The sequence below is a fragment of the Lawsonella clevelandensis genome (assembly GCF_001293125.1).
Lineage (GTDB): Bacteria > Actinomycetota > Actinomycetes > Mycobacteriales > Mycobacteriaceae > Lawsonella > Lawsonella clevelandensis.
Map to the genome: position 1 here is coordinate 1,656,864 of NZ_CP009312.1, position 17,502 is coordinate 1,674,365.

General features: G+C 59.1%; 17 protein-coding genes and 1 pseudogene. 4 read left to right on the plus strand and 14 right to left on the minus strand.

Translation table 11 applies throughout. From position 1 onward, the window contains the following. Positions 1-6 precede the first annotated feature (6 nt). The 13 genes from nuoL to IY73_RS07125 form a co-directional block, all read right to left on the minus strand. Positions 7-1,905, minus strand: coding sequence for an NADH-quinone oxidoreductase subunit L (gene nuoL / locus IY73_RS07065; protein ID WP_053962756.1), 1,899 nt, complete (start codon positions 1,903-1,905; stop codon positions 7-9). A gap of 41 nt (positions 1,906-1,946) precedes the next feature. After that, the gene (gene nuoK / locus IY73_RS07070) at positions 1,947-2,246 is read right to left on the minus strand and encodes an NADH-quinone oxidoreductase subunit NuoK (protein WP_053962454.1); all 300 of its coding nucleotides are present in this window, start codon (positions 2,244-2,246) and stop codon (positions 1,947-1,949) included. Position 2,247: 1 nt separating this feature from the next. Then, entirely contained in the window at positions 2,248-3,108 is an 861-nt protein-coding gene (locus tag IY73_RS07075) for an NADH-quinone oxidoreductase subunit J (protein WP_237023730.1), read from the minus strand. 2 nt (positions 3,109-3,110) lie between these two features. Further along, positions 3,111-3,650, minus strand: a complete 540-nt coding sequence (gene nuoI / locus IY73_RS07080) for an NADH-quinone oxidoreductase subunit NuoI (RefSeq protein ID WP_053962455.1) — start codon at positions 3,648-3,650, stop codon at positions 3,111-3,113. Beyond that, on the minus strand, positions 3,647-4,948 hold the full coding sequence (gene nuoH / locus IY73_RS07085; protein ID WP_082345522.1) for an NADH-quinone oxidoreductase subunit NuoH: 1,302 nt from the start codon (positions 4,946-4,948) through the stop codon (positions 3,647-3,649). The genes nuoI and nuoH overlap by 4 nt, the downstream gene beginning before the upstream one ends. After that, positions 4,941-7,271: an NADH-quinone oxidoreductase subunit G gene (locus IY73_RS07090; RefSeq protein ID WP_053962456.1), complete on the minus strand. Its 2,331-nt coding sequence runs from the start codon at positions 7,269-7,271 to the stop codon at positions 4,941-4,943. Before IY73_RS07090 ends, nuoH begins: the two co-directional genes overlap by 8 nt. After that, entirely contained in the window at positions 7,268-8,584 is a 1,317-nt protein-coding gene (gene nuoF / locus IY73_RS07095) for an NADH-quinone oxidoreductase subunit NuoF (RefSeq protein ID WP_053962457.1), read from the minus strand. The genes IY73_RS07090 and nuoF overlap by 4 nt, the downstream gene beginning before the upstream one ends. 1 nt (position 8,585) lies before the next feature. Continuing rightward, complete coding sequence (locus IY73_RS07100; RefSeq protein ID WP_053962458.1) at positions 8,586-9,284, minus strand: NADH-quinone oxidoreductase subunit NuoE family protein; 699 nt, start codon at positions 9,282-9,284, stop codon at positions 8,586-8,588. Then, positions 9,281-10,651 (minus strand): NADH-quinone oxidoreductase subunit D, encoded by a 1,371-nt coding sequence (locus tag IY73_RS07105; protein ID WP_053962459.1) that lies wholly within the window; start codon positions 10,649-10,651, stop codon positions 9,281-9,283. Before IY73_RS07105 ends, IY73_RS07100 begins: the two co-directional genes overlap by 4 nt. Continuing rightward, complete coding sequence (locus tag IY73_RS07110) at positions 10,651-11,358, minus strand: NADH-quinone oxidoreductase subunit C (RefSeq protein WP_082345523.1); 708 nt, start codon at positions 11,356-11,358, stop codon at positions 10,651-10,653. Before IY73_RS07110 ends, IY73_RS07105 begins: the two co-directional genes overlap by 1 nt. 14 nt (positions 11,359-11,372) lie before the next feature. After that, complete coding sequence (locus IY73_RS07115; protein WP_053962460.1) at positions 11,373-11,945, minus strand: NADH-quinone oxidoreductase subunit B; 573 nt, start codon at positions 11,943-11,945, stop codon at positions 11,373-11,375. Between the two features lie 50 nt (positions 11,946-11,995). Then, positions 11,996-12,355, minus strand: coding sequence for an NADH-quinone oxidoreductase subunit A (locus IY73_RS07120; RefSeq protein WP_053962461.1), 360 nt, complete (start codon positions 12,353-12,355; stop codon positions 11,996-11,998). Positions 12,356-12,433: 78 nt separating this feature from the next. Then, complete coding sequence (locus IY73_RS07125) at positions 12,434-12,862, minus strand: hypothetical protein (RefSeq protein ID WP_053962462.1); 429 nt, start codon at positions 12,860-12,862, stop codon at positions 12,434-12,436. Between the two features lie 187 nt (positions 12,863-13,049). Between IY73_RS07125 and IY73_RS07130 the strand changes: the two genes are divergently transcribed. Further along, on the plus strand, positions 13,050-13,370 hold the full coding sequence (locus IY73_RS07130; protein ID WP_053962463.1) for a hypothetical protein: 321 nt from the start codon (positions 13,050-13,052) through the stop codon (positions 13,368-13,370). A gap of 17 nt (positions 13,371-13,387) precedes the next feature. Next, positions 13,388-14,345, plus strand: a pseudogene (locus IY73_RS08220) (cobalamin biosynthesis protein). Here IY73_RS08220 and IY73_RS07135 read toward each other — a convergent pair. Continuing rightward, positions 14,287-14,982: an HAD hydrolase-like protein gene (locus IY73_RS07135; RefSeq protein WP_053962464.1), complete on the minus strand. Its 696-nt coding sequence runs from the start codon at positions 14,980-14,982 to the stop codon at positions 14,287-14,289. The pseudogene IY73_RS08220 and the gene IY73_RS07135 overlap by 59 nt on opposite strands. Before the next feature lie 134 nt (positions 14,983-15,116). Here IY73_RS07135 and IY73_RS07140 point away from each other — a divergent pair, with 134 nt between their 5' ends. Both IY73_RS07140 and IY73_RS07145 read left to right on the plus strand, forming a co-directional pair. Beyond that, positions 15,117-16,247: an aminotransferase class I/II-fold pyridoxal phosphate-dependent enzyme gene (locus tag IY73_RS07140; RefSeq protein WP_053979139.1), complete on the plus strand. Its 1,131-nt coding sequence runs from the start codon at positions 15,117-15,119 to the stop codon at positions 16,245-16,247. After that, positions 16,244-17,434 (plus strand): Nif3-like dinuclear metal center hexameric protein, encoded by a 1,191-nt coding sequence (locus IY73_RS07145; RefSeq protein WP_082345525.1) that lies wholly within the window; start codon positions 16,244-16,246, stop codon positions 17,432-17,434. Before IY73_RS07140 ends, IY73_RS07145 begins: the two co-directional genes overlap by 4 nt. Positions 17,435-17,502 lie beyond the last annotated feature (68 nt).

Genomic DNA, 17,502 nt, shown 5'->3' on the forward strand with positions numbered 1-17,502 from the left:
CCTCCCTTATGCCAGTTGTCCGAGGATGAGCGCAACAGCGGCGAGAACCGCGGTACCCACGACCATGAGGAGGCCGTAGGAGCGGATCATGCCGTTCTGCAAGCGCGACAGCAAACCGGACAGACTGACCAGGCCGCGTCCGCCACCATCAACGGCGGGGTTAACGGCGCGTCGGTCTAGAAGAGCCGTAGCCTGCGCAAGACCCTGGGTGGGCTTCACGGCAATGTACTCATTGATCGTGTCGCCGTAGAGGGCATTGTCGCCGATACGGGTGTACAGAGGCGCATTCTCACGCGTAGTGGGTATGGGCTTGCGGAAGATCAACCAGCCGACCAGCACCCCAACGATAACCACCAGGAGGGTAGCGGCGGTCTCCCAACTGAAGTGAACAATGTGGAGATCCGGCGCAGTGCCACCAACGGCGGGGTTGAGCCACTTGGTGATGCCTCCCACCATGAGGAAGCCACCAATCACGGAGAAGATACCGAGAATAACCAGCGGGATCACCATCGTGGCCGGAGACTCGTGCGGGTGCACGTCCTCTTCCCAGCGCTTTTCACCGAAGAAGGTCATCATCATGAGGCGCGTCATGTAGAGGGCAGTGATGCCAGCACCGATGAGCGCTGCCAGGCCGAATACCCAGCCACGTTCAAAGGCGACCTCAATGATGGGGTCCTTGGAGAAGAAGCCTGCGAAGCCGGGGAAGCCGATGATAGCTAGGTAGCCGGCAGCGAAGGTGAAGAAGGTCCATGGCATGGCTTTGCGGAGTCCACCGAACCGGCGCATGTCGACGCTGTCATTCATAGCGTGCATGATGGAGCCGGCACCGAGGAACATGTTGGCCTTGAAGAAACCGTGGGTAACCAGGTGGAAGATGGCCAGTGCGTAGCCGGCAGGACCGATGCCTGCGGCCAGAATCATGTAGCCAATCTGGGACATGGTCGAACCAGCGAGAACCTTCTTGATGTCGTCTTTGGAACTACCGATCCAAGCACCAACCAGGAGGGTTACAGAGCCAACGATGACAACTGCCAGAGCAGCCTGCCACGACAGCTGGTAGATGCTGCCACTGCGGACGACCAGGTAAACACCGGCGGTAACCATGGTGGCGGCGTGGATGAGGGCGGACACGGGGGTCGGGCCCTCCATGGCGTCGAGGAGCCAGGCCTGGAAAGGAACCTGTGCGGACTTGGCGCAGGCACCCATCAGGAGCATGAAACCGAGGAAGGTGGGGATCCAGCTGTCCGCATCGGCAACGCCGGCGTTGACAGCGGAAAATTCGGTGGAACCGAAGAACTTGAACATGGTGATGATGGCGAGCATCATGCCCACGTCACCCATACGGTTCATGATGAAGGCCTTGTTCGCAGCCTTCGCAGCGGAGGGCTTATGTGCCCAGAATCCGATGAGGAGGTAGGAGGCCAGACCGACGCCTTCCCAACCAACGAACAGCACCAGGTAGCTATTGCCGAGAACCAGCGTCAGCATGGCTGCCATGAAGAGGTTGAGGAATGCGAAGAACTTACGACGCTTCTCATCGTGTGCCATGTAACCCACCGAGTAGAGGTGGATGAGGCTACCGACACCGGTGATGAGGAGCACGAAGATGATGGAGAGGGGATCGAGGCGAATACCAAGATCGGTCTCCACTCCCGGCAGCGACATCCAGGTGTAGAAGGGTGCTGTCAGGGCGCGATCCGCAGCAGAGCGCATCGCCATCTGGATAAACAGAGTGAGGCCACAGGCGAAGGCGGCGAAGCTCATCACGACGGCGAGCCAGTGCCCCCAGCGGTCCAGCAGCCGGCCGCCCATAAGCAGCAGTGCGGCGCCAATAAGGGGCAGGCCGATAATCAGCCAGGCCACTACGGTGGTCGTCGTATCCGTTGTAGGTGGGGCGACAGTCAGCGACTGTCCAGTTGCAAGAAGAGTATTGGATACCACTGCCTTTAGCCTTTCAGTGAACGTTCTTCATCGACGGACACTGTGTACTGCGTACGCCACATGGCGACCACGATAGCGAGGCCAACCACGACTTCTGCAGCAGCAACCACCATGACGAACAAAGCGGCGACTTGCCCGTCGAGGTTACCGAACTGGCGAGCCAGGGCCACCAGGCCAAGGTTGCAGGAGTTCAGCATCAGTTCGACGGACATAAACACGACCAGTGCGCTACGGCGAACCAGGAAGCCCAGGATACCGATAGCGAACAGGATCGCGGACAGGGTCAGATAGAAACTAGTAGCCATGTCACTCATCCTCTCCGTCGCTCTTGGTAAGAGCTTCGTAGGTCTTTGCGGTCTGCTCAGCCAACTGCTGGCCAGAGCGTTCCGCATGGGCGTCGTAGATCTCTTCGGAGATGGAGGAGTGGAGTTCGCTGCCGTCGGGGAGGAGAGCGGGGACGTCCATGGCGTTACTGGCGGCGTAGACGCCGGCACCAGGCATAGCACCCACGTCGGTGCCCTTTTCAGCGTAAGCACGGAAGCGTGCTTCCATGGTTTCACGCTGAGTGGGGCGGTTCTTGACGCGGGTCCGGAGGGTGAGCACGATAGCGCCCACCGCGGCAATGATGAGAAGTGCTGAGAGTACCTCGAAGATGATGACGTACTTGTTGAAGATCAGTTCACCGAGGCCGGCGATATTACCGCCGGTGGTGCGAGTGGCTTCATCAAGTCCGGCAGGATCCTGCCAGGTGACCAGCGAGATAGCTACAGCTACCAGAACGATAACCGCCAGTGCCATGATGATGGCCGCTATCCGCTGACCGGGGATGGGGTCGCCCTCTTCGGCATCTGCATTCGCACCGACCATCATCACGATGAAGAGGAACATCACCATGATGGCGCCTGCGTAGACAACGATCTGGACGACAAACACGAATGGCGCATTGAGAATGGCGTATTCGATTGCCATACCGACCATCACCAGCAGGAGGGATAGGGCGGAGTGAATGAGTTTGCGGGACAGCACCATACCGAGTGCAGCAGCCACAATAATGATGGCCAGGATCCAGGAGAGGACCTGTCCGAAGATGTGACCGGCGCTGGAGTTACCAGCGGCAAGCGTCATCATCGGAGCAACGGTGGCGGAAGAAGCGATGGAAAACGCCATGATTATCCTTCCTCCAATTGCTTCGATTCACGTGAGTCTGCGTGCAGAGGCAGGCCCAAGAAGTATCCCTTTTCGTTGTCTGCAAGGCGACGGGGGTGCGGAGGCATCTCCATGCCGTCTTCCAGCGGGGCAAGGAGCTTGTCCTTGCCGTAGATCAATGCTTCGCGGGAGGCGTTAGCCAGTTCGAAGTCATTGGTCATGGTCAGTGCGCGCGTCGGGCATGCTTCGATGCACATGCCGCAGAAGATGCAGCGCAGGTAGTTGATTTCGTAGATGGCACCGTAGCGTTCACCGGGGGAGTAGCGCTCATCCTCGGTGTTCTCTGCAGCTTCCACACGAATAGCATCAGCTGGGCATGCCCAGGCACACAGTTCGCAACCGACACACTTTTCGAGACCATCGGGCCAGCGGTTGAGCTGGTGACGACCGTGGAAGCGGGGCTCTGTGACCTTCGGCTTTAGCGGGTATTCCTCCGTGAACTTCTTGCGGAACATCGTCCGGAAGGTCACTCCAAGGCCCGCCCAGCGCGAGAAGACACTCATGACAGTTCCTCCTTCCGCTGTGCGCCGGCAGCAGCGGGGGCATCCTTGAGCACCGGCAGCGGGTAGTGGGCAGTAACGGGATCAACAACGGGCGGGGTGGCATCGGTGATGATCTTGTCGATTGGGTGACGCTGCAGGTACAGCACGAGAGCTGCGATAGCGGCGTAGATCAGTACCACACCAATGGCGGTGGCGTCATCAGTCAACCAGGAGCCGGGTTCTGCCATAGCGCGAGCCTTCTGGTAGATACCTACGACGACCAGCCAGCCGAGCGAGAGCGGCAGGAGGGTCTTCCAACCGATGGACATCAGTTGGTCGTAGCGGTAACGCGGGACGGTACCGCGGACCCAGATGAAGAAGAAGAGACCAAGGACGACCTTGATGAGGAACCAGAGGAGGCCCCACCAGCCGCCGTCGATGGCGGTGTTGTTGAACGGCCACGGTGCGTTGAACCCACCGAGGAAGAGGGTTGCGCAGATGGCGGACAGCGTTGCCATGTTCATGTATTCGCCCAGGTAGAAGAGAGCGAAGCGGAAGCCCGAGTAGTCGGTGGAGTAACCACCAACTAGTTCGGATTCACATTCCGGCATATCGAACGGGGCGCGGTTGGCTTCTGCCAGCATGGCTACCACGTAGATGCAGAAGGCAGGGGCAAGCAGGATGAAGTTGTGAGCGGGGAAGGGGGAGTCCCAGCCGAACAGGGTCAGGGTGTTGGCCTGGTGCTCGACGATGCCCACGGTGGACATGGTGCGGCTGGCCAGGACGACGGACACCACAGCAAGACCCATAGAGACCTCGTAGGAGATCATCTGTGCGGCAGAGCGCAGACCTCCCAGTAGGGAGTAGCGGGAGGTTGACGCCCAACCAGCGAGGACGATGCCGTAGGTGCCGATCGAGGCGATGGCCAAGATGAATAGCACTGCGACTGGGAGGTCACCGAGCTGCAGCTGGGTATAGTGACCACCGATGGAGACCCGTCCACCCAGAGGGATGACGGACCAGGTGGTGAAGGCGGCGATACCGGTGAGCATCGGGGCCAAAGTGAAGACGAACTTGTCGACGTTGGCCGGCGAGAAGTCTTCTTTCATGAGGGTCTTGATGCCGTCCGAGAAGGGCTGCAAGAGACCTAGCGGACCTGCCATGTGGGGGCCGACGCGCTGCTGGAGGAATGCCAGGATACGGCGTTCGAACCACACACAGAAGATTGCGAAGAGCAGGGGAATACAAAAGATCACGATGGCCTTCACAAGGATGAGCCACCATGGGTCACCCCACACGCCGATAGTGCTTTCAGACACGGGATGACACCTCCATTCGAACGTTGTGAGCATCGTCTGACGGAACCACAGTGACCTGATCGCCAGGTACTGCACCGGTCACCGCAAGCGGGTTACCGGGAACATTACTGGGAACCCACACCACGTCGTCTGCCATCTCTTCGACGACGGAGACGGGGAGTGTGAGAGATCCCTGTGAGGCGGAGACGGTGGCAGCGCCACCAGCGGTGAGGCCGTAGGCCGTGGCCGTGGCCGGGCTGACGCGCAGTTGGCCGCGACGGTGGTCACTTCCCTTGAAGATGGTTCCGTCAAGAGCAGCGGAGTCTCCCATGAGTTCACGCCAGCTGTCGAGCACCAGGCCAGAGGTAGCGGTGGTGGAGACTGCCGGCATGGAACCACCGACAGCACCGGTGGCAGCTGCTTGCAGGAGGTCAGCTACCTGCGAGCTGGCGGGAATCTGCAGGCTGGTTCCCATTGCCTTGGCAATGGTGCCGAGGATGCGGCGGTCTGACATGGTGGTGACGGGCACACCTGTCAGCGGCTGGACCCTACGCCACCGTGCTTCCCAGTTGAGGAAGTGCCCCTTGACCTCGGAGATGAGGCTGACGGGGAGGACGACGTCGGCGCAGGCGCTGAGGGCGCTGCGGCGTTGTGCCAGCTGGACGGTAAAGGCGGTGGTAGCTGCCTGGTGAAGCAGCTGGACGTCGACGAAGTCGCGTTCGTCCAGAGCACCGAGCAGGAGAGCCTGCAGTTCGCCAGCGACAGCAGCTTTCAGCATGGCCTTGGTGGAGTGTCCTCCGGCTGCAGGGAGGCAGCCGGCTTCTAGTGCACCACGGTCGCCAGCGTGCAGCGGCACCCAGGCGAAGCGGGCTCCGGACTTTTCTGCGGCTGCAACGACGGCGCTAAAGGTTCCGGCGGAACCAGCGGCGCGGGCTCCCACCAGAATGATGGTGTCGCTGTCGAGACCGTCAAGCTGTGCGAGAGCGTCTGCTTCTTCACCGGGGCGGCACGTGACAACCTCAGCGTTGAGTTTGTCGGTGCCGATGGTGCGGTGGCTGGCGATGGAAACGACCTGCAGTCCCCTCTTGCGGACTGCACGGCGCAGCCGCAGGAAGAGGTTACCGGCTTCGTCTTCCGGATCGAAGGAGACCAGCACGATCTTCTTCGCTTCATCAAGTGCCTGGTAGGTGACGTTGTTCTCAAGTGAGGTACCCGCCACGTACTGGGTGAGGAAGGCGGCTTCTTCCGCGGTGCCCTTGTCGGAGCGGAAGTCGATGTTTTCGGTTCCGGCGACGTTACGGGCGAAGGCGGCGTAGGCGTAGGTGTTTTCCACCGTGCTGGAGGCTCCCGGTAGAACGCCGAGAGAAGAGCCAGCGGCTTTGAGACCGGCGACGACGATGGAGAGTGCTTCCGGCCAGGAGGTCTCAACGAGCTGTCCATCGCGGCGTACCAGCGGGGTGGTGATACGGTCTGCGAGGGTGCCGTAGCGGAAGCCATAGCGGCCCTTGTCGCAGTTCCACTCGAGGTTGACGTCGGCGTCTTCACCGGCCAGGCGACGAGTGATCTTGCTGTGACGGTGGTCTACGCGGAGGGCGCAGCCGCCTGCACAGTGTTCACAGGTGGTGTCGGTGGAGACGAGGTCGAACGGGCGTGCCTGGAAGCGGTAATCAGCACTGGTCAGAGCACCCACCGGGCAGATCTGCACGGTGTTGCCGGCGAAGTAGGAGCCGGCGTCGGACTCGGGCACAGAGGAGACTTGCTGGCGGGCACCGCGTTCGGCCAGTGCAATGCAGCGGTCGCCGGAGACCTGCTCAGAGAAGCGGGTGCAGCGGGTGCAGAGCACACAGCGTTCGCGGTCGAGGAGGATGTTGCTGACCAGCGGCAACGGGGTGGGGAAGTGGCGCTTGTCGCAGTCGAAGCGGGTTTCCGCCTGGCCATCGGACATGGCCTGGTTCTGCAGCGGGCACTCACCACCTTTGTCACAGATGGGGCAGTCCAACGGGTGGTTGATGAGGAGGAGCTCCATGATGCCACGCTGGGCCTCTTTGGCCAGCATGGAGGATGCTTGGGTCTTCACAACCATGCCTTCGGCCACTGCCAGCGAGCAGGAGGCCTGGGGCTTCGGGAAACCGCGTCCGTTACCAGCGTCAGGTACTTCGACCATGCATTGGCGGCAGGCGCCTACCGGGTCGAGTAGCGGGTGGTCGCAGAATCTGGGGATACGGATACCGAGCTTTTCAGCAGCTCGGATGACCATAGTTCCCTTGGGAACGGATACGGACCGACCGTCAATTTCCAGGGTTACGAGGTTGTCCTGGGCAGAGGTCGAGGTGTTATCGCTCATTGAACCTTCTCCTCATCACTAAAGAGCGCACTGGCCTCGTAGGGCAGGAGCTCCCAAGCGGGGGTGGTGTAACCGGCCTCAAACTCCTCACGGAAGTGCTTGACGGCGCTGGTGACACAGGCGACAGCACCATCTGCGAGGGCGCAGAAGGACTTGCCGCCGATATTCCCGGCAATACTCAGCAACTTGTCGACATCGCCCGGCTTGCCTTCGCCGCGCTCGAGGCGCTGCAGCAGCTGCACGAGCCACCAGGTGCCTTCACGGCAGGGGGTGCACTTGCCACAAGATTCGTGCTTGTAGAACTCGATAAAACGAGTGGTGGTGCGGACTACTGAGGTAGTCTCGTCGAAGATCTGGAGAGCTTTAGTGCCCAGCATGGAGCCGGCACCAGCCACCCCCTCGTAATCCAGTGGAACGTCAAGGTGTTCCGCGGTGAGGATGGGGGTGGAGGAACCACCCGGGGTCCAGAACTTCAGTTGGTGTCCATCACGCATACCGCCCGACAGCTCAAGCAGTTCACGTAGGGTGATGCCCAGCGGGGCTTCGTACTGGCCGGGGTTTTTCACATGTCCGGACAGCGAGTATATGGTGGCACCCTTGGACTTTTCGGTACCCATCGAGCTGTACCATTCGGCGCCTTTGCGGACAATCGCGGGAACAGAAGAGATGGACTCGACATTGTTAATAACAGTGGGAGAGGCGTAGAGGCCTTCCACTGCCGGGAACGGTGGGCGCAGACGCGGGTGTCCACGCTTGCCTTCCAGCGAGTTGAGGAGGGCTGTTTCCTCACCACAGATGTAAGCGCCGGCGCCGGAGTGAACCATAACGTGGAGGCGCTTGCCGGTACCGAGGACGTCGTCACCGGCCAAGCCGGCATCGTACGCTTCCTGGATGGCCTGCTGGAGGCGACGTGCTACCTGGGCTACTTCACCGCGGAGGTAGATGAAGGCTTGCTCGGCACCGAATGCGTAGCAGGCGATGAGTGCGCCTTCTACCAGGGTGTGGGGGCTGGCCATGATGAGGGGCATGTCTTTGCAGGTACCAGGCTCGGACTCGTCACCATTGACGACGAGGTACTTGGGCTTGGGGTTGTTCTGCGGAACGAAGGACCACTTCATGCCGGTTGGGAAGCCTGCACCGCCGCGTCCGCGGAGTCCAGAATCCTTCACTAGGCTGAGAACCTCGGCGGGTTCCATGCTTAGGGCCTTACGAAGTGCGTCGTATCCTTCGTGGGACTTGTAGCTCTCCAGCTTCCACGGCGTTTCATCGCCCCAGTGTGCGGAGAGGATGGGAGTAAGGAGTTCGTTCGACACGTTACTCACCTTCCTTCACGTCGTAGGCAATGCGCCAGCCTGCCAAAGAGGCGGGGCCGGCTGCGGGGCCTTCGTCGCTGCGACCATCGTTGAAGCCAGCGAGGACGCGTTCGTTGTCACGCCACGAGGTGATCTGCGGACCACGGGTGGAGTGAACTTCTTCGTCATTACGCAGCTTGTCGAGGATCTCAACAGCCTTACGAGGAGTCATGTTGTCCATGTACTCCCAGTTCAGCATCATGACAGGGGCGAAGTCGCAGGCGGCGTTGCATTCCACACGTTCGAGTGTGAAAGCGCCATCTTCAGTTGTTCCTTCGCCATCGAGGCCGAGGTGCTTGCGGACGGTTTCGTAGACGAGGTCGCCACCCATCACTGCGCACAGGGAGGTGGTGCAGACCCCGATAAGATGCTTGCCGACCTCGTCCTTGTGGAACATGGTGTAGAAGGTAACGACACCCAGCACAACAGCTTCGGGGATATCCAGGATGCGGGCAATGTGGCGGACGCCTTCGCCGCTAACCTTTCCGTCGATGCTCTGCACGAGGTGCAGCATAGGAATGATGGCAGATTGGGCGTGCGGGTAGCGATCAGCCAGGATCTGCAGTTCCTTGATATTTTCTTCGGTGATGCTGGTAGTGGTGTCGCTCATGTCGACAGCATCAGCATCGTCGAACTTGGAGACAAAGTGGGCTTCAATCACCGGTCAACACCTCCCAGAACGGGGTCGATACTACCGACCGCGACGACGATATCGGACAGCATGCCGCCCTCACACATGGCGGGGAGGGCCTGCAGGTGGTGGAATCCAGGGTCACGCAGGTGGACACGGTAGGGATGAGTTCCGCCATCAGACACAACGTGGCAAGCAAGTTCGCCCTTGGGGCTCTCGGTGGCAACGTAGGCCTGTCCGGCTGGAACCTTGATGCCTTCGGTCACCAGTTTGAAGTGGTGGATGAGGGCTTCCATGTCTTCACCCATAATCTTGCGCACGTGTTCGAAGGAGTTGCCTTGGCCATCGTTGTATACGGCGAGCTTGGCGGGGCGCGAGATCTTCGGATCTTCAATCATGAAGGGCTGGCCCTGCGTGTCGGCGAGACGGTCACGGCACTGGCGGCAGATCTTCAGGGATTCGTACATTTCGGCGAGGCGAACACGGAAGGCGCCGTAGGCATCGCAGGTGTTCCACACCGGAATGTCGAAGTCGTAGGTTTCGTATCCGAGGTGGGGCTGCTTCTTCCGGAGGTCCCATTCCGCACCAGCGGCGCGTAGGCGGGGGCCGGTGACGCCGAGTGCCATACAACCGGTGAGGTCGAGGTAGCTGATGCCGAGCATGCGCTTCTTCAAGATGGGGTTGTCGTTGCACATCTTGTCGAAGTCGGGAAGTCGAGCCTCTAGCCAGTCGAGGGTCTCATCCAGCTTGTCCATACCGTAATCGGGCAGGTCATTGGCGACACCACCAGGGCGCAGGAACGCGTGGTTCATGCGCAGACCGGAGATGGCCTCGAAGAAGTCGAGGATCATTTCACGGTCACGGAGGCCGTTGGTCAGCAGTGTCACACCACCGAGCTCGTTACCGCCGGTGCCAATGGCGACCAGGTGGGAAGCGATGCGGTTGAGTTCCAGCATGAGCACGCGAATGATGTTGGCGCGCTCTGGGATTTTGTCGGTGACGCCGAGGATTTCTTCGACAGCCATAACGTAGACGGCTTCGTTGAAGAGGGGTGCCACGTAGTCGGCACGGGTGACCAGGGTAGAGCCCTGGGTCCAGGTGCGGGCTTCGCAGGTTTTCTCGATGCCGGTATGCAGGTAGCCAATAGCCGGGCGGAGGTTGGTGACGATGTCGCCGTCCAGTTCCAGGCACAGGCGCATAACACCGTGGGTCGAGGGGTGAGCAGGACCCATGTTGATGATCATGCGGCTGCTTTGTTCCTGGATTTGGCGATCGACGATCTCCTGCCAGTCGCCACCTTCGGCAGTGAGCTCGACCGTGTCCGGGTCGGTTTCAAAGAGCTGTTCGACAGACGTTACGCCCGTCGGCGAGGTGAAGTTCTTTTCAGGGGCAGTCATTAGCGGTAACTCCTCCGTTGTTCCACCGGCGGCACTTCAGTGCCGTGGAATTCGACCGGGATACCACCGAGCTGGTAGTCCTTCCGCTGCGGGTGGCCTTGCCAATCGTCTGGCATGAGGATGCGGGTAAGGCCGGGATGTCCGTCAAAGATAATTCCGAACATGTCCCAGGTTTCGCGCTCGTGGTAGTTCACCATGGGGTAAACGGTGACCACGGAGGGAATATGGGGTTCGAATTCAGGGCAGACGACCTCGACCCGCAGGCGGCGGTTGTAGGTCATAGAGAGCAGGTGGTAAACGCTGTGGAGCTCGGCATCCTGTTCCGCGGGGTAGTGTACGCCGGAAACTGAGGAGCACACTTCGTAGCGCAGTTCTGCATCGTCACGCAGCGCCTGCATGGTCTTCAGCAGGTGTTCGCGCGGGATGTAGATGGTAGGCATGTCGGTGAAGTTGGTGACGGGGGAGTCAGCAACTTCGGGGACCAGCTCAAATAGGCGGTCAAAAATCGCGTCGAGCTCTCCGCCGAAGGGACGGGAGAGAGGAACGATACGATCAGGCAGACGCACGATACGCGAAAAGCCGGAGGTATCTCCGGTTCCATCAGACCACATACCTTGCTTCGCTGCGAAGGGTGTCCAGCTGGCTGCAGAGTTTGGGGTACCTGCCACGTCGGTCTGGTCTTCAGTGTTCTGGGGGTTGTCAGTCATGCGCTCCTCCCTTCTTACTTCTTCTTCATCCGGATGAGTTTCTCTTCGGCGACACGAACTTCACCGGCGAGAGCAGCGGCTTCCTTAGCCTGCTCGTCGGCGATGATGTGCTTTTCACCGAGTTGAGTCTTCTTGGCGATCATGGCGCGCAGCTTGAAGGAGGCGTCGATCAGCATGTCGGGGCGCGGCGGGCAGCCGGGAATGTAGAGGTCTACCGGCACGATATGGTCGGCACCCTGCACGATGGCGTAGTTGTTGAACACGCCGCCGGAGGAGGAGCACGCACCCATGGCGATAACCCACTTGGGGTCAGGCATCTGGTCGTACACGCGGCGCATGATGGGGGCCATCTTCTGGCTCACGCGGCCGGAGATGATCATGAGGTCAGATTGGCGTGGGGAAGCGCGGAACACTTCCTGTCCCCAACGGGAGGCGTCGAAACGCGGGCCTGCGTAGGACATCATCTCAAATGCACAGCAGGCGAGGCCGAAGGTGACGGGCCAGACTGACCACTCGCGGGTGAGGCCAAACAGCCATTCTGTGGTGGTGGTTACGAAGCCACCTGAAAGTTTGTCTTCAATTCCCATTTCGAATTCCAGTCACTTAATTGGGTAGATAGTGAAAAGCAGGGCGTGGTTTATTCCCAGTTCAGTCCTCCCCGGCGCCACACGTAGATGTAGGCAACCAAGAGGGTGGCCACGAACAGGAGCATCTCTACGAGGAGGAACCAGCCCATCTTGTCGAAGGCGATTGCCCAGGGGAACAAGAAGATGGTTTCAACGTCGAAGATGAGGAACATCATGGCGATGGTGAAGTACTTGAGGGACATGCGGCCCCCGTTTTCGGGGCGGTCCAGTGCGTCCACACCGCACTCGTAGACGTCATACTTGGATTTGTTGTAGCGGTGGGGGCCGATGATGACTGAGGCGCCTACCATCACCAGCACAAACAGCGCTGCAATGATCACCATTGCCAGAATGGGAATGTAATACGACACGTCGGTTTCCTCTCACACGTGAGTGTTAGTTAAGGAGATAAGAGGTCCGTACCTGGGCAGCAGATCGAAAAGCTCTGGCTACTTACCCGGGCGGAGGAGATTCGCCGCAGCGAGGGGTAGATCGATGGGATCAACGGGGAGAAGGTAGACAGCATCCGCCTTGCTCCATGTAGACAGCCATGCATCGTCACGTCGTTGCAGGAGAACGAGAAGCGGCGGGTGATCCTCCACTTCGGCATTAATTTGGTAACTCAGGCCCATTCCACCGAGTGGGGCGGCTTCGCCATCGAGAAGGCAGAGATCGATTTCCTGGTTGTGAAGGGCACGGATGAGTGCCGGACCAGTGGCGAAATCGACCAATTCAACGGGGGGCAGATCTGCGGAAATAGAAGAAGTGCCGAATGCTGAATGTACGTCCTCTCGCAATTGTGGGCGATCAGAATAAACTGCAATGCGCAGCACCGGGGAGGATGAGTCTGTGCGGGTAGTCACAGTGTTATCAGGCATGTGATTAGCCTACCGAGAAGGGGCCTCATTTTATGTATCAATGGGCAAGGAGTTTCAGCTAAATCTGCAGGTAAGGCCATCCTAAGTTGGGCCGTTGACGGTATTTAGACGGAATAAGTGACAACCGCCTTAACAGAACTCTCAGTTACCCTGAGAGGGGACTTTTTTCATCCACGAGAGGACTTTTATGAACGCACAACCTAGGAATGTACTTATCAACGCGGGTATGGTGCTCGGTGGCGTGCTGGTGGGGACAGGCATGACGGGCTTGCTTTTTATTCTCGGTGTGACACTTGTTTCTACGATTTCTCACCCAATTATTAATCCCATAGAATGGACTCCAGTAATCCCACTTCTCGGACTGATTGCCACCTGCCTGACGACCGGCGGGTCCATCGGCATTATCCGTAGCCGACACCCCTTTTCCGCTCTGGCGGTGGGCATGATCATCGCCTCCATTGTCTTCCTTCTCGTCATTGTGAGCTACTACTTTGGCTATGCCCATTAGAAGTGAATAGTTATTCAGTGAAACGAATAGATCGAGTGAGTGGTCTCGCCCTCGGATTCCTTCTTGACCGCCTTTACGCGGACCCTCGACAGCATCACCCAGTGTCGTTCTTTGGGCGCGGAGCACAACGGTTGGTCTCGCATCTACGCCCCGTCGAGAAAACGAGGCGCACTCTACTACCTCATCGCTAGCGGAGTTCCTACCACCACCGCTGTCATAGCTCAGCGAGTCAGCCGTTCATGTCCCCTTCTACACACAGGCCTGCTGGCTGCCGGGACCTGGACGGTCCTCGGCGGAACCACTCTTCAACGAGTTGGGCATGAGATGGAACAACGACTGCGTGACGGCACTCTTGAGGCGGATCGGGAGCTCCTCCCTTCGTTATGTTCGCGGGATCCCCAGTATCTCGATGTGGAAGGAATTGCCCGTGCCACCGTAGAGTCCCTGGCAGAAAACACATCCGATGCGACCATAGGGGCACTGTTCTGGGGAGCCATAGCAGGGCTTCCAGGACTTCTCTGGTACCGTGCCACCAACACTCTTGACGCCATGGTGGGCTATCGCTCCGCACGTTACCGCGATTTTGGGTGGGCAAGTGCTCGTATGGATGATGTGGCAAATTACGTGCCCGCGCGTCTCACTGCCCTGCTAACCGCAGCTATTGTTCCTCAGCGAGCACGAGAGATTCTGCATTTGTGGCGTCGCGATGCTCCCACACATCCCAGTTCTAATGCGGGAGTTGTTGAGATAGCCTGTGCTGGCGCCTTAGGGATAACACTAGGTGGGGAGACTATCTATCGCTATGGGGTGGAGAATCGGCCGCGTCTTGGGGATGGTCCTGTGCCTACCTGCGAGGATCTTGCTGCGGCCGTGCGTCTTTCCGGTGCTGTCCAGTGGGCGGGCCTGTGCGTCGCACTCATTCTCGCGGCAGTAATGCCTGGACTGCTCGGGGGAGCTCCGCAACACTGTCGATAGTATAGGCAGCCTGCTCCCACTCCGTGGGGGAACCAGTACCCCACGTGCAGAGAATAGTGTCGATGCTGAAGACAGCTGCCCCTTCCACGTCGTGAATACGATCGCCTACCATCACATAACGACGGTGTGGATGTAGTGGATCATCTCCTGCCTGGCGGATTGCCTCCGCAATGACGTCGTCCTTCGCTTGGCGTGTGGTGCCGTCATTATGAGCGCCTACCATGCCGCTAAAATACTTGTCGATGCCTACATGGGCCACAGTCCTAAATGCGACCGCTTCCCGTTTAGAGGTAGCCAGGTAGAGCTCATAACCCAGTGCGCGCAGTTCAGCGAGTGCATCAGCAATGCCGGGAAAAAGCTCAGACTGGTCCCACATATGAGTGTCGTAATGGTCAAAGTAGAATCGCTTCCCGGCGTTGACCTCGGCCGGTGACCACCCGAGCCGGGCCATCGTCACCTGCATGGGAGGCCCAGCCACCGATTCCAGAAATTCTGCAGAGGGACGCTCTTTCCCTAGCGCATCGGCAGCCAAACATAGCGTTTGCTGTACCGTAGCTAAAGAATCAATGAGGGTACCGTCTAAGTCCAAGAGAACGATAGGGGCACGTTGGGAGTCTGACGGACGAGGAGAGGTCATATCTGTAGTGTCTCACACCGTTGAGATTGCGAACATCCCCGCCTCGTCCGCCAGTAGTGAAGTTCTTGTTCTCATGACGATGCCGTCCCAGGTTGACGGGACTGGGCTCTGCGGCGTCCAGTAGGCTTAAAGGTATGACTGGCACTCCAGACACCCCGTGGAACATTCATGGGGACCAGCAGGATCTGCCGGGTATGCTCGATTTCGCTGTGAACGTTTGCCAACCAAGCCCACCGCCTGTGGTGCTCAACGTATTAGAAGCAGCGCTACCGCAGCTCGCGCACTATCCGCGACACACAGACTATGCACGCGTCCAAGAAGCCCTCGCTGTTTTTCACGGTGTCTCTCCCTCGTGGGTGCTTCCCCTTGCCGGCGAAACAGAGGCCTTCGATTTGCTGAGCCGGCTTCCCTGGCGACACATCGCGATACTTCATCCTCCCTATACAGAAGCGGAAGCACCCTTCCACAATGCGGGTTACGGGGATGCCATACATCATTACCTGGCAGAGGATCAGCTTCCCGTCCTTCCCGACTACTGTGACCTAGTAATTGTCGGTAATCCGGTAAACCCCACGTCGTACTTGCGTTCCCGTGCAGAACTTGCACAGCTTCGTGCATCCGGTCGTATTGTCGTTGTCGATGAAGCCTTTATGGATGTCGTAGTGCCCGATTATGCAGCTGCGGCAACCTTTCTCCCCACTGTTCCTACGTATGGTCGCGGTGCCACGTCTGCCGCATCTGCGGCTGCTACCTCTATTCAGAAGCTTCTCGGAGGCGACCTCATCGTGTTGCGTTCCTGCACGAAAACGTGGGGTATCTCAGGCCTCCGGGCGGGCTATGCGATAGCCCACCCCACACTCGTGGAACGTCTTACTACTTGCCGCAGTCCCTGGACCGTCTCCACGCTGTCACTAGCCGTGCTTCGTGCGCTTCCACAGCCGGCACTACAAGAGGAACTCGCGACTATCCGCACCCGCATTGCCGTAGAGCGGGAAGCGATGATCCGTTCCTTGACCATGGCCGGCTGGCAGGTACGCCTTCCCGCTAGTGGTCCCTTTCTGCTGGCTCAACCCCCGCGTTACCCGGGTACCGTTGACACGCTCCGACTAGGCTTGCAGGAAAAAGGTATTGCTGTCCGCCGCACCGATACGTTCCCCCTGCTCGATGCTGGGTGGTGGCGGCTAGCGGTCAAAGACGTCTCGAGTGTGCAGCGGCTCATTGATACTGTTCGCGTACTTACAAAGGAAGAGGAGACGTTGGCATGAACGAACACCCTGGCACCGAAGCGGCACCCCCCAGCGTGGAATCTGTACGAGTACCCCACACGGTGGGAGATATTATGGCCGTGATGGATCGGGCCTACCCACCGAGGTACGCCGAAAAATGGGACCATCCAGGCCTCGTCTGCGGCGACCCTCATGCGGTCGTCAACAAGGTGTGCTGCGCGGTTGACCTCACTCCCGAAACTCTCAATGAGGCGTTAGCCCAGGGGGCGCAGATGGTGATCACGCACCATCCAGTTCTCTTTCAGGCGGTGCACTCCGTCGCTGCCTCGATGCCCAAGGGAAAGCTCATTCACACCGCTATTTCCGCAGGATGCGCACTCTTCTGTGCACACACTAATGCGGATAGCGCCAACCCCGGGGTCAATGATGCGTTAGCGGAAGCGCTCGGGCTTACCGTGCTTCGGCCACTTATTCCCCACCACCCCGATGCACTTGATCGCTGGGTGGTGCATGTGCCGGGCAGCCAGGTACCGGTCGTCCAAGACGCCATTTTTGCCGTCGGGGGAGGTGCACTCGGTGACTACACTCAGTGTTCCTTCCGTGTTGATGGGATTGGACAGTTCCTTCCTGAGAAAGGAGCTGACCCCTATCTGGGAAGGCCAGGTGAGCTGGAGACTGTCTCTGAGTCTCGTATTGAGTTCGTTGCGGAGCGTCGCCTGCGGGCCCAGATTCAGGAGGCGTTGACGACTTCTCATCCCTATGAGGAACCCTCTTATGACATTCTGGAAAGCTATGCTCCGGCACATGGCAGTAATCTGGCAGATGCTCCTGGCCTCGGGCGAATCGGGACTTTAGCCCAACCTCTGCCACTGCGTGAATTTGTTGAGGTTGTGGCAGAAGCTCTTCCCTCCACCGTGTGGGGAGTTCGTGCTGCCGGGGACCCTACTGCAATAATTGAAACCGTTGCCGTATGTGGAGGTGCTGGTGGAAGTTTTCTCGATGACGCACGTGTAGCGGGGGTGGACTGCTACGTAACCTCCGATCTTCGTCATCACCCTGTTGATGACTTCCTTCAAGCTGGGGGATCAGCAGTAATTGACACTGCACACGCGGCGAGCGAGTATCCCTGGCTATCACAGGTTGCGGACTTACTGGTGAGAGAGCTAGATCTGGATGTCGCGGTTCTCCCTCTCGTCACGGACCCCTGGACCTTGCATTCACAGTAAACTTTGAGGCAGGCGGTTAACACCATAGAGATTCCGGGTCAGTAGACATCACGAGCTTCCGCACGTGA

What these genes read in the sequence shown, in the direction of transcription:
- IY73_RS07135 (WP_053962464.1), bottom strand. Translation starts at nt 14,982, where the DNA reads ATGACCTCTCCTCGTCCGTCAGACTCCCAACGTGCCCCTATCGTTCTC.
- IY73_RS07075 (WP_237023730.1), bottom strand. Translation starts at nt 3,108, where the DNA reads ATGGCGTTTTCCATCGCTTCTTCCGCCACCGTTGCTCCGATGATGACG.
- IY73_RS07115 (WP_053962460.1), bottom strand. Translation starts at nt 11,945, where the DNA reads ATGGGAATTGAAGACAAACTTTCAGGTGGCTTCGTAACCACCACCACA.
- IY73_RS07130 (WP_053962463.1), top strand. Translation starts at nt 13,050, where the DNA reads ATGAACGCACAACCTAGGAATGTACTTATCAACGCGGGTATGGTGCTC.
- IY73_RS07110 (WP_082345523.1), bottom strand. Translation starts at nt 11,358, where the DNA reads ATGACTGACAACCCCCAGAACACTGAAGACCAGACCGACGTGGCAGGT.
- IY73_RS07125 (WP_053962462.1), bottom strand. Translation starts at nt 12,862, where the DNA reads ATGCCTGATAACACTGTGACTACCCGCACAGACTCATCCTCCCCGGTG.
- IY73_RS07140 (WP_053979139.1), top strand. Translation starts at nt 15,117, where the DNA reads ATGACTGGCACTCCAGACACCCCGTGGAACATTCATGGGGACCAGCAG.
- nuoK (WP_053962454.1), bottom strand. Translation starts at nt 2,246, where the DNA reads ATGGCTACTAGTTTCTATCTGACCCTGTCCGCGATCCTGTTCGCTATC.
- IY73_RS07105 (WP_053962459.1), bottom strand. Translation starts at nt 10,651, where the DNA reads ATGACTGCCCCTGAAAAGAACTTCACCTCGCCGACGGGCGTAACGTCT.
- nuoI (WP_053962455.1), bottom strand. Translation starts at nt 3,650, where the DNA reads ATGAGTGTCTTCTCGCGCTGGGCGGGCCTTGGAGTGACCTTCCGGACG.
- IY73_RS07090 (WP_053962456.1), bottom strand. Translation starts at nt 7,271, where the DNA reads ATGAGCGATAACACCTCGACCTCTGCCCAGGACAACCTCGTAACCCTG.
- IY73_RS07145 (WP_082345525.1), top strand. Translation starts at nt 16,244, where the DNA reads ATGAACGAACACCCTGGCACCGAAGCGGCACCCCCCAGCGTGGAATCT.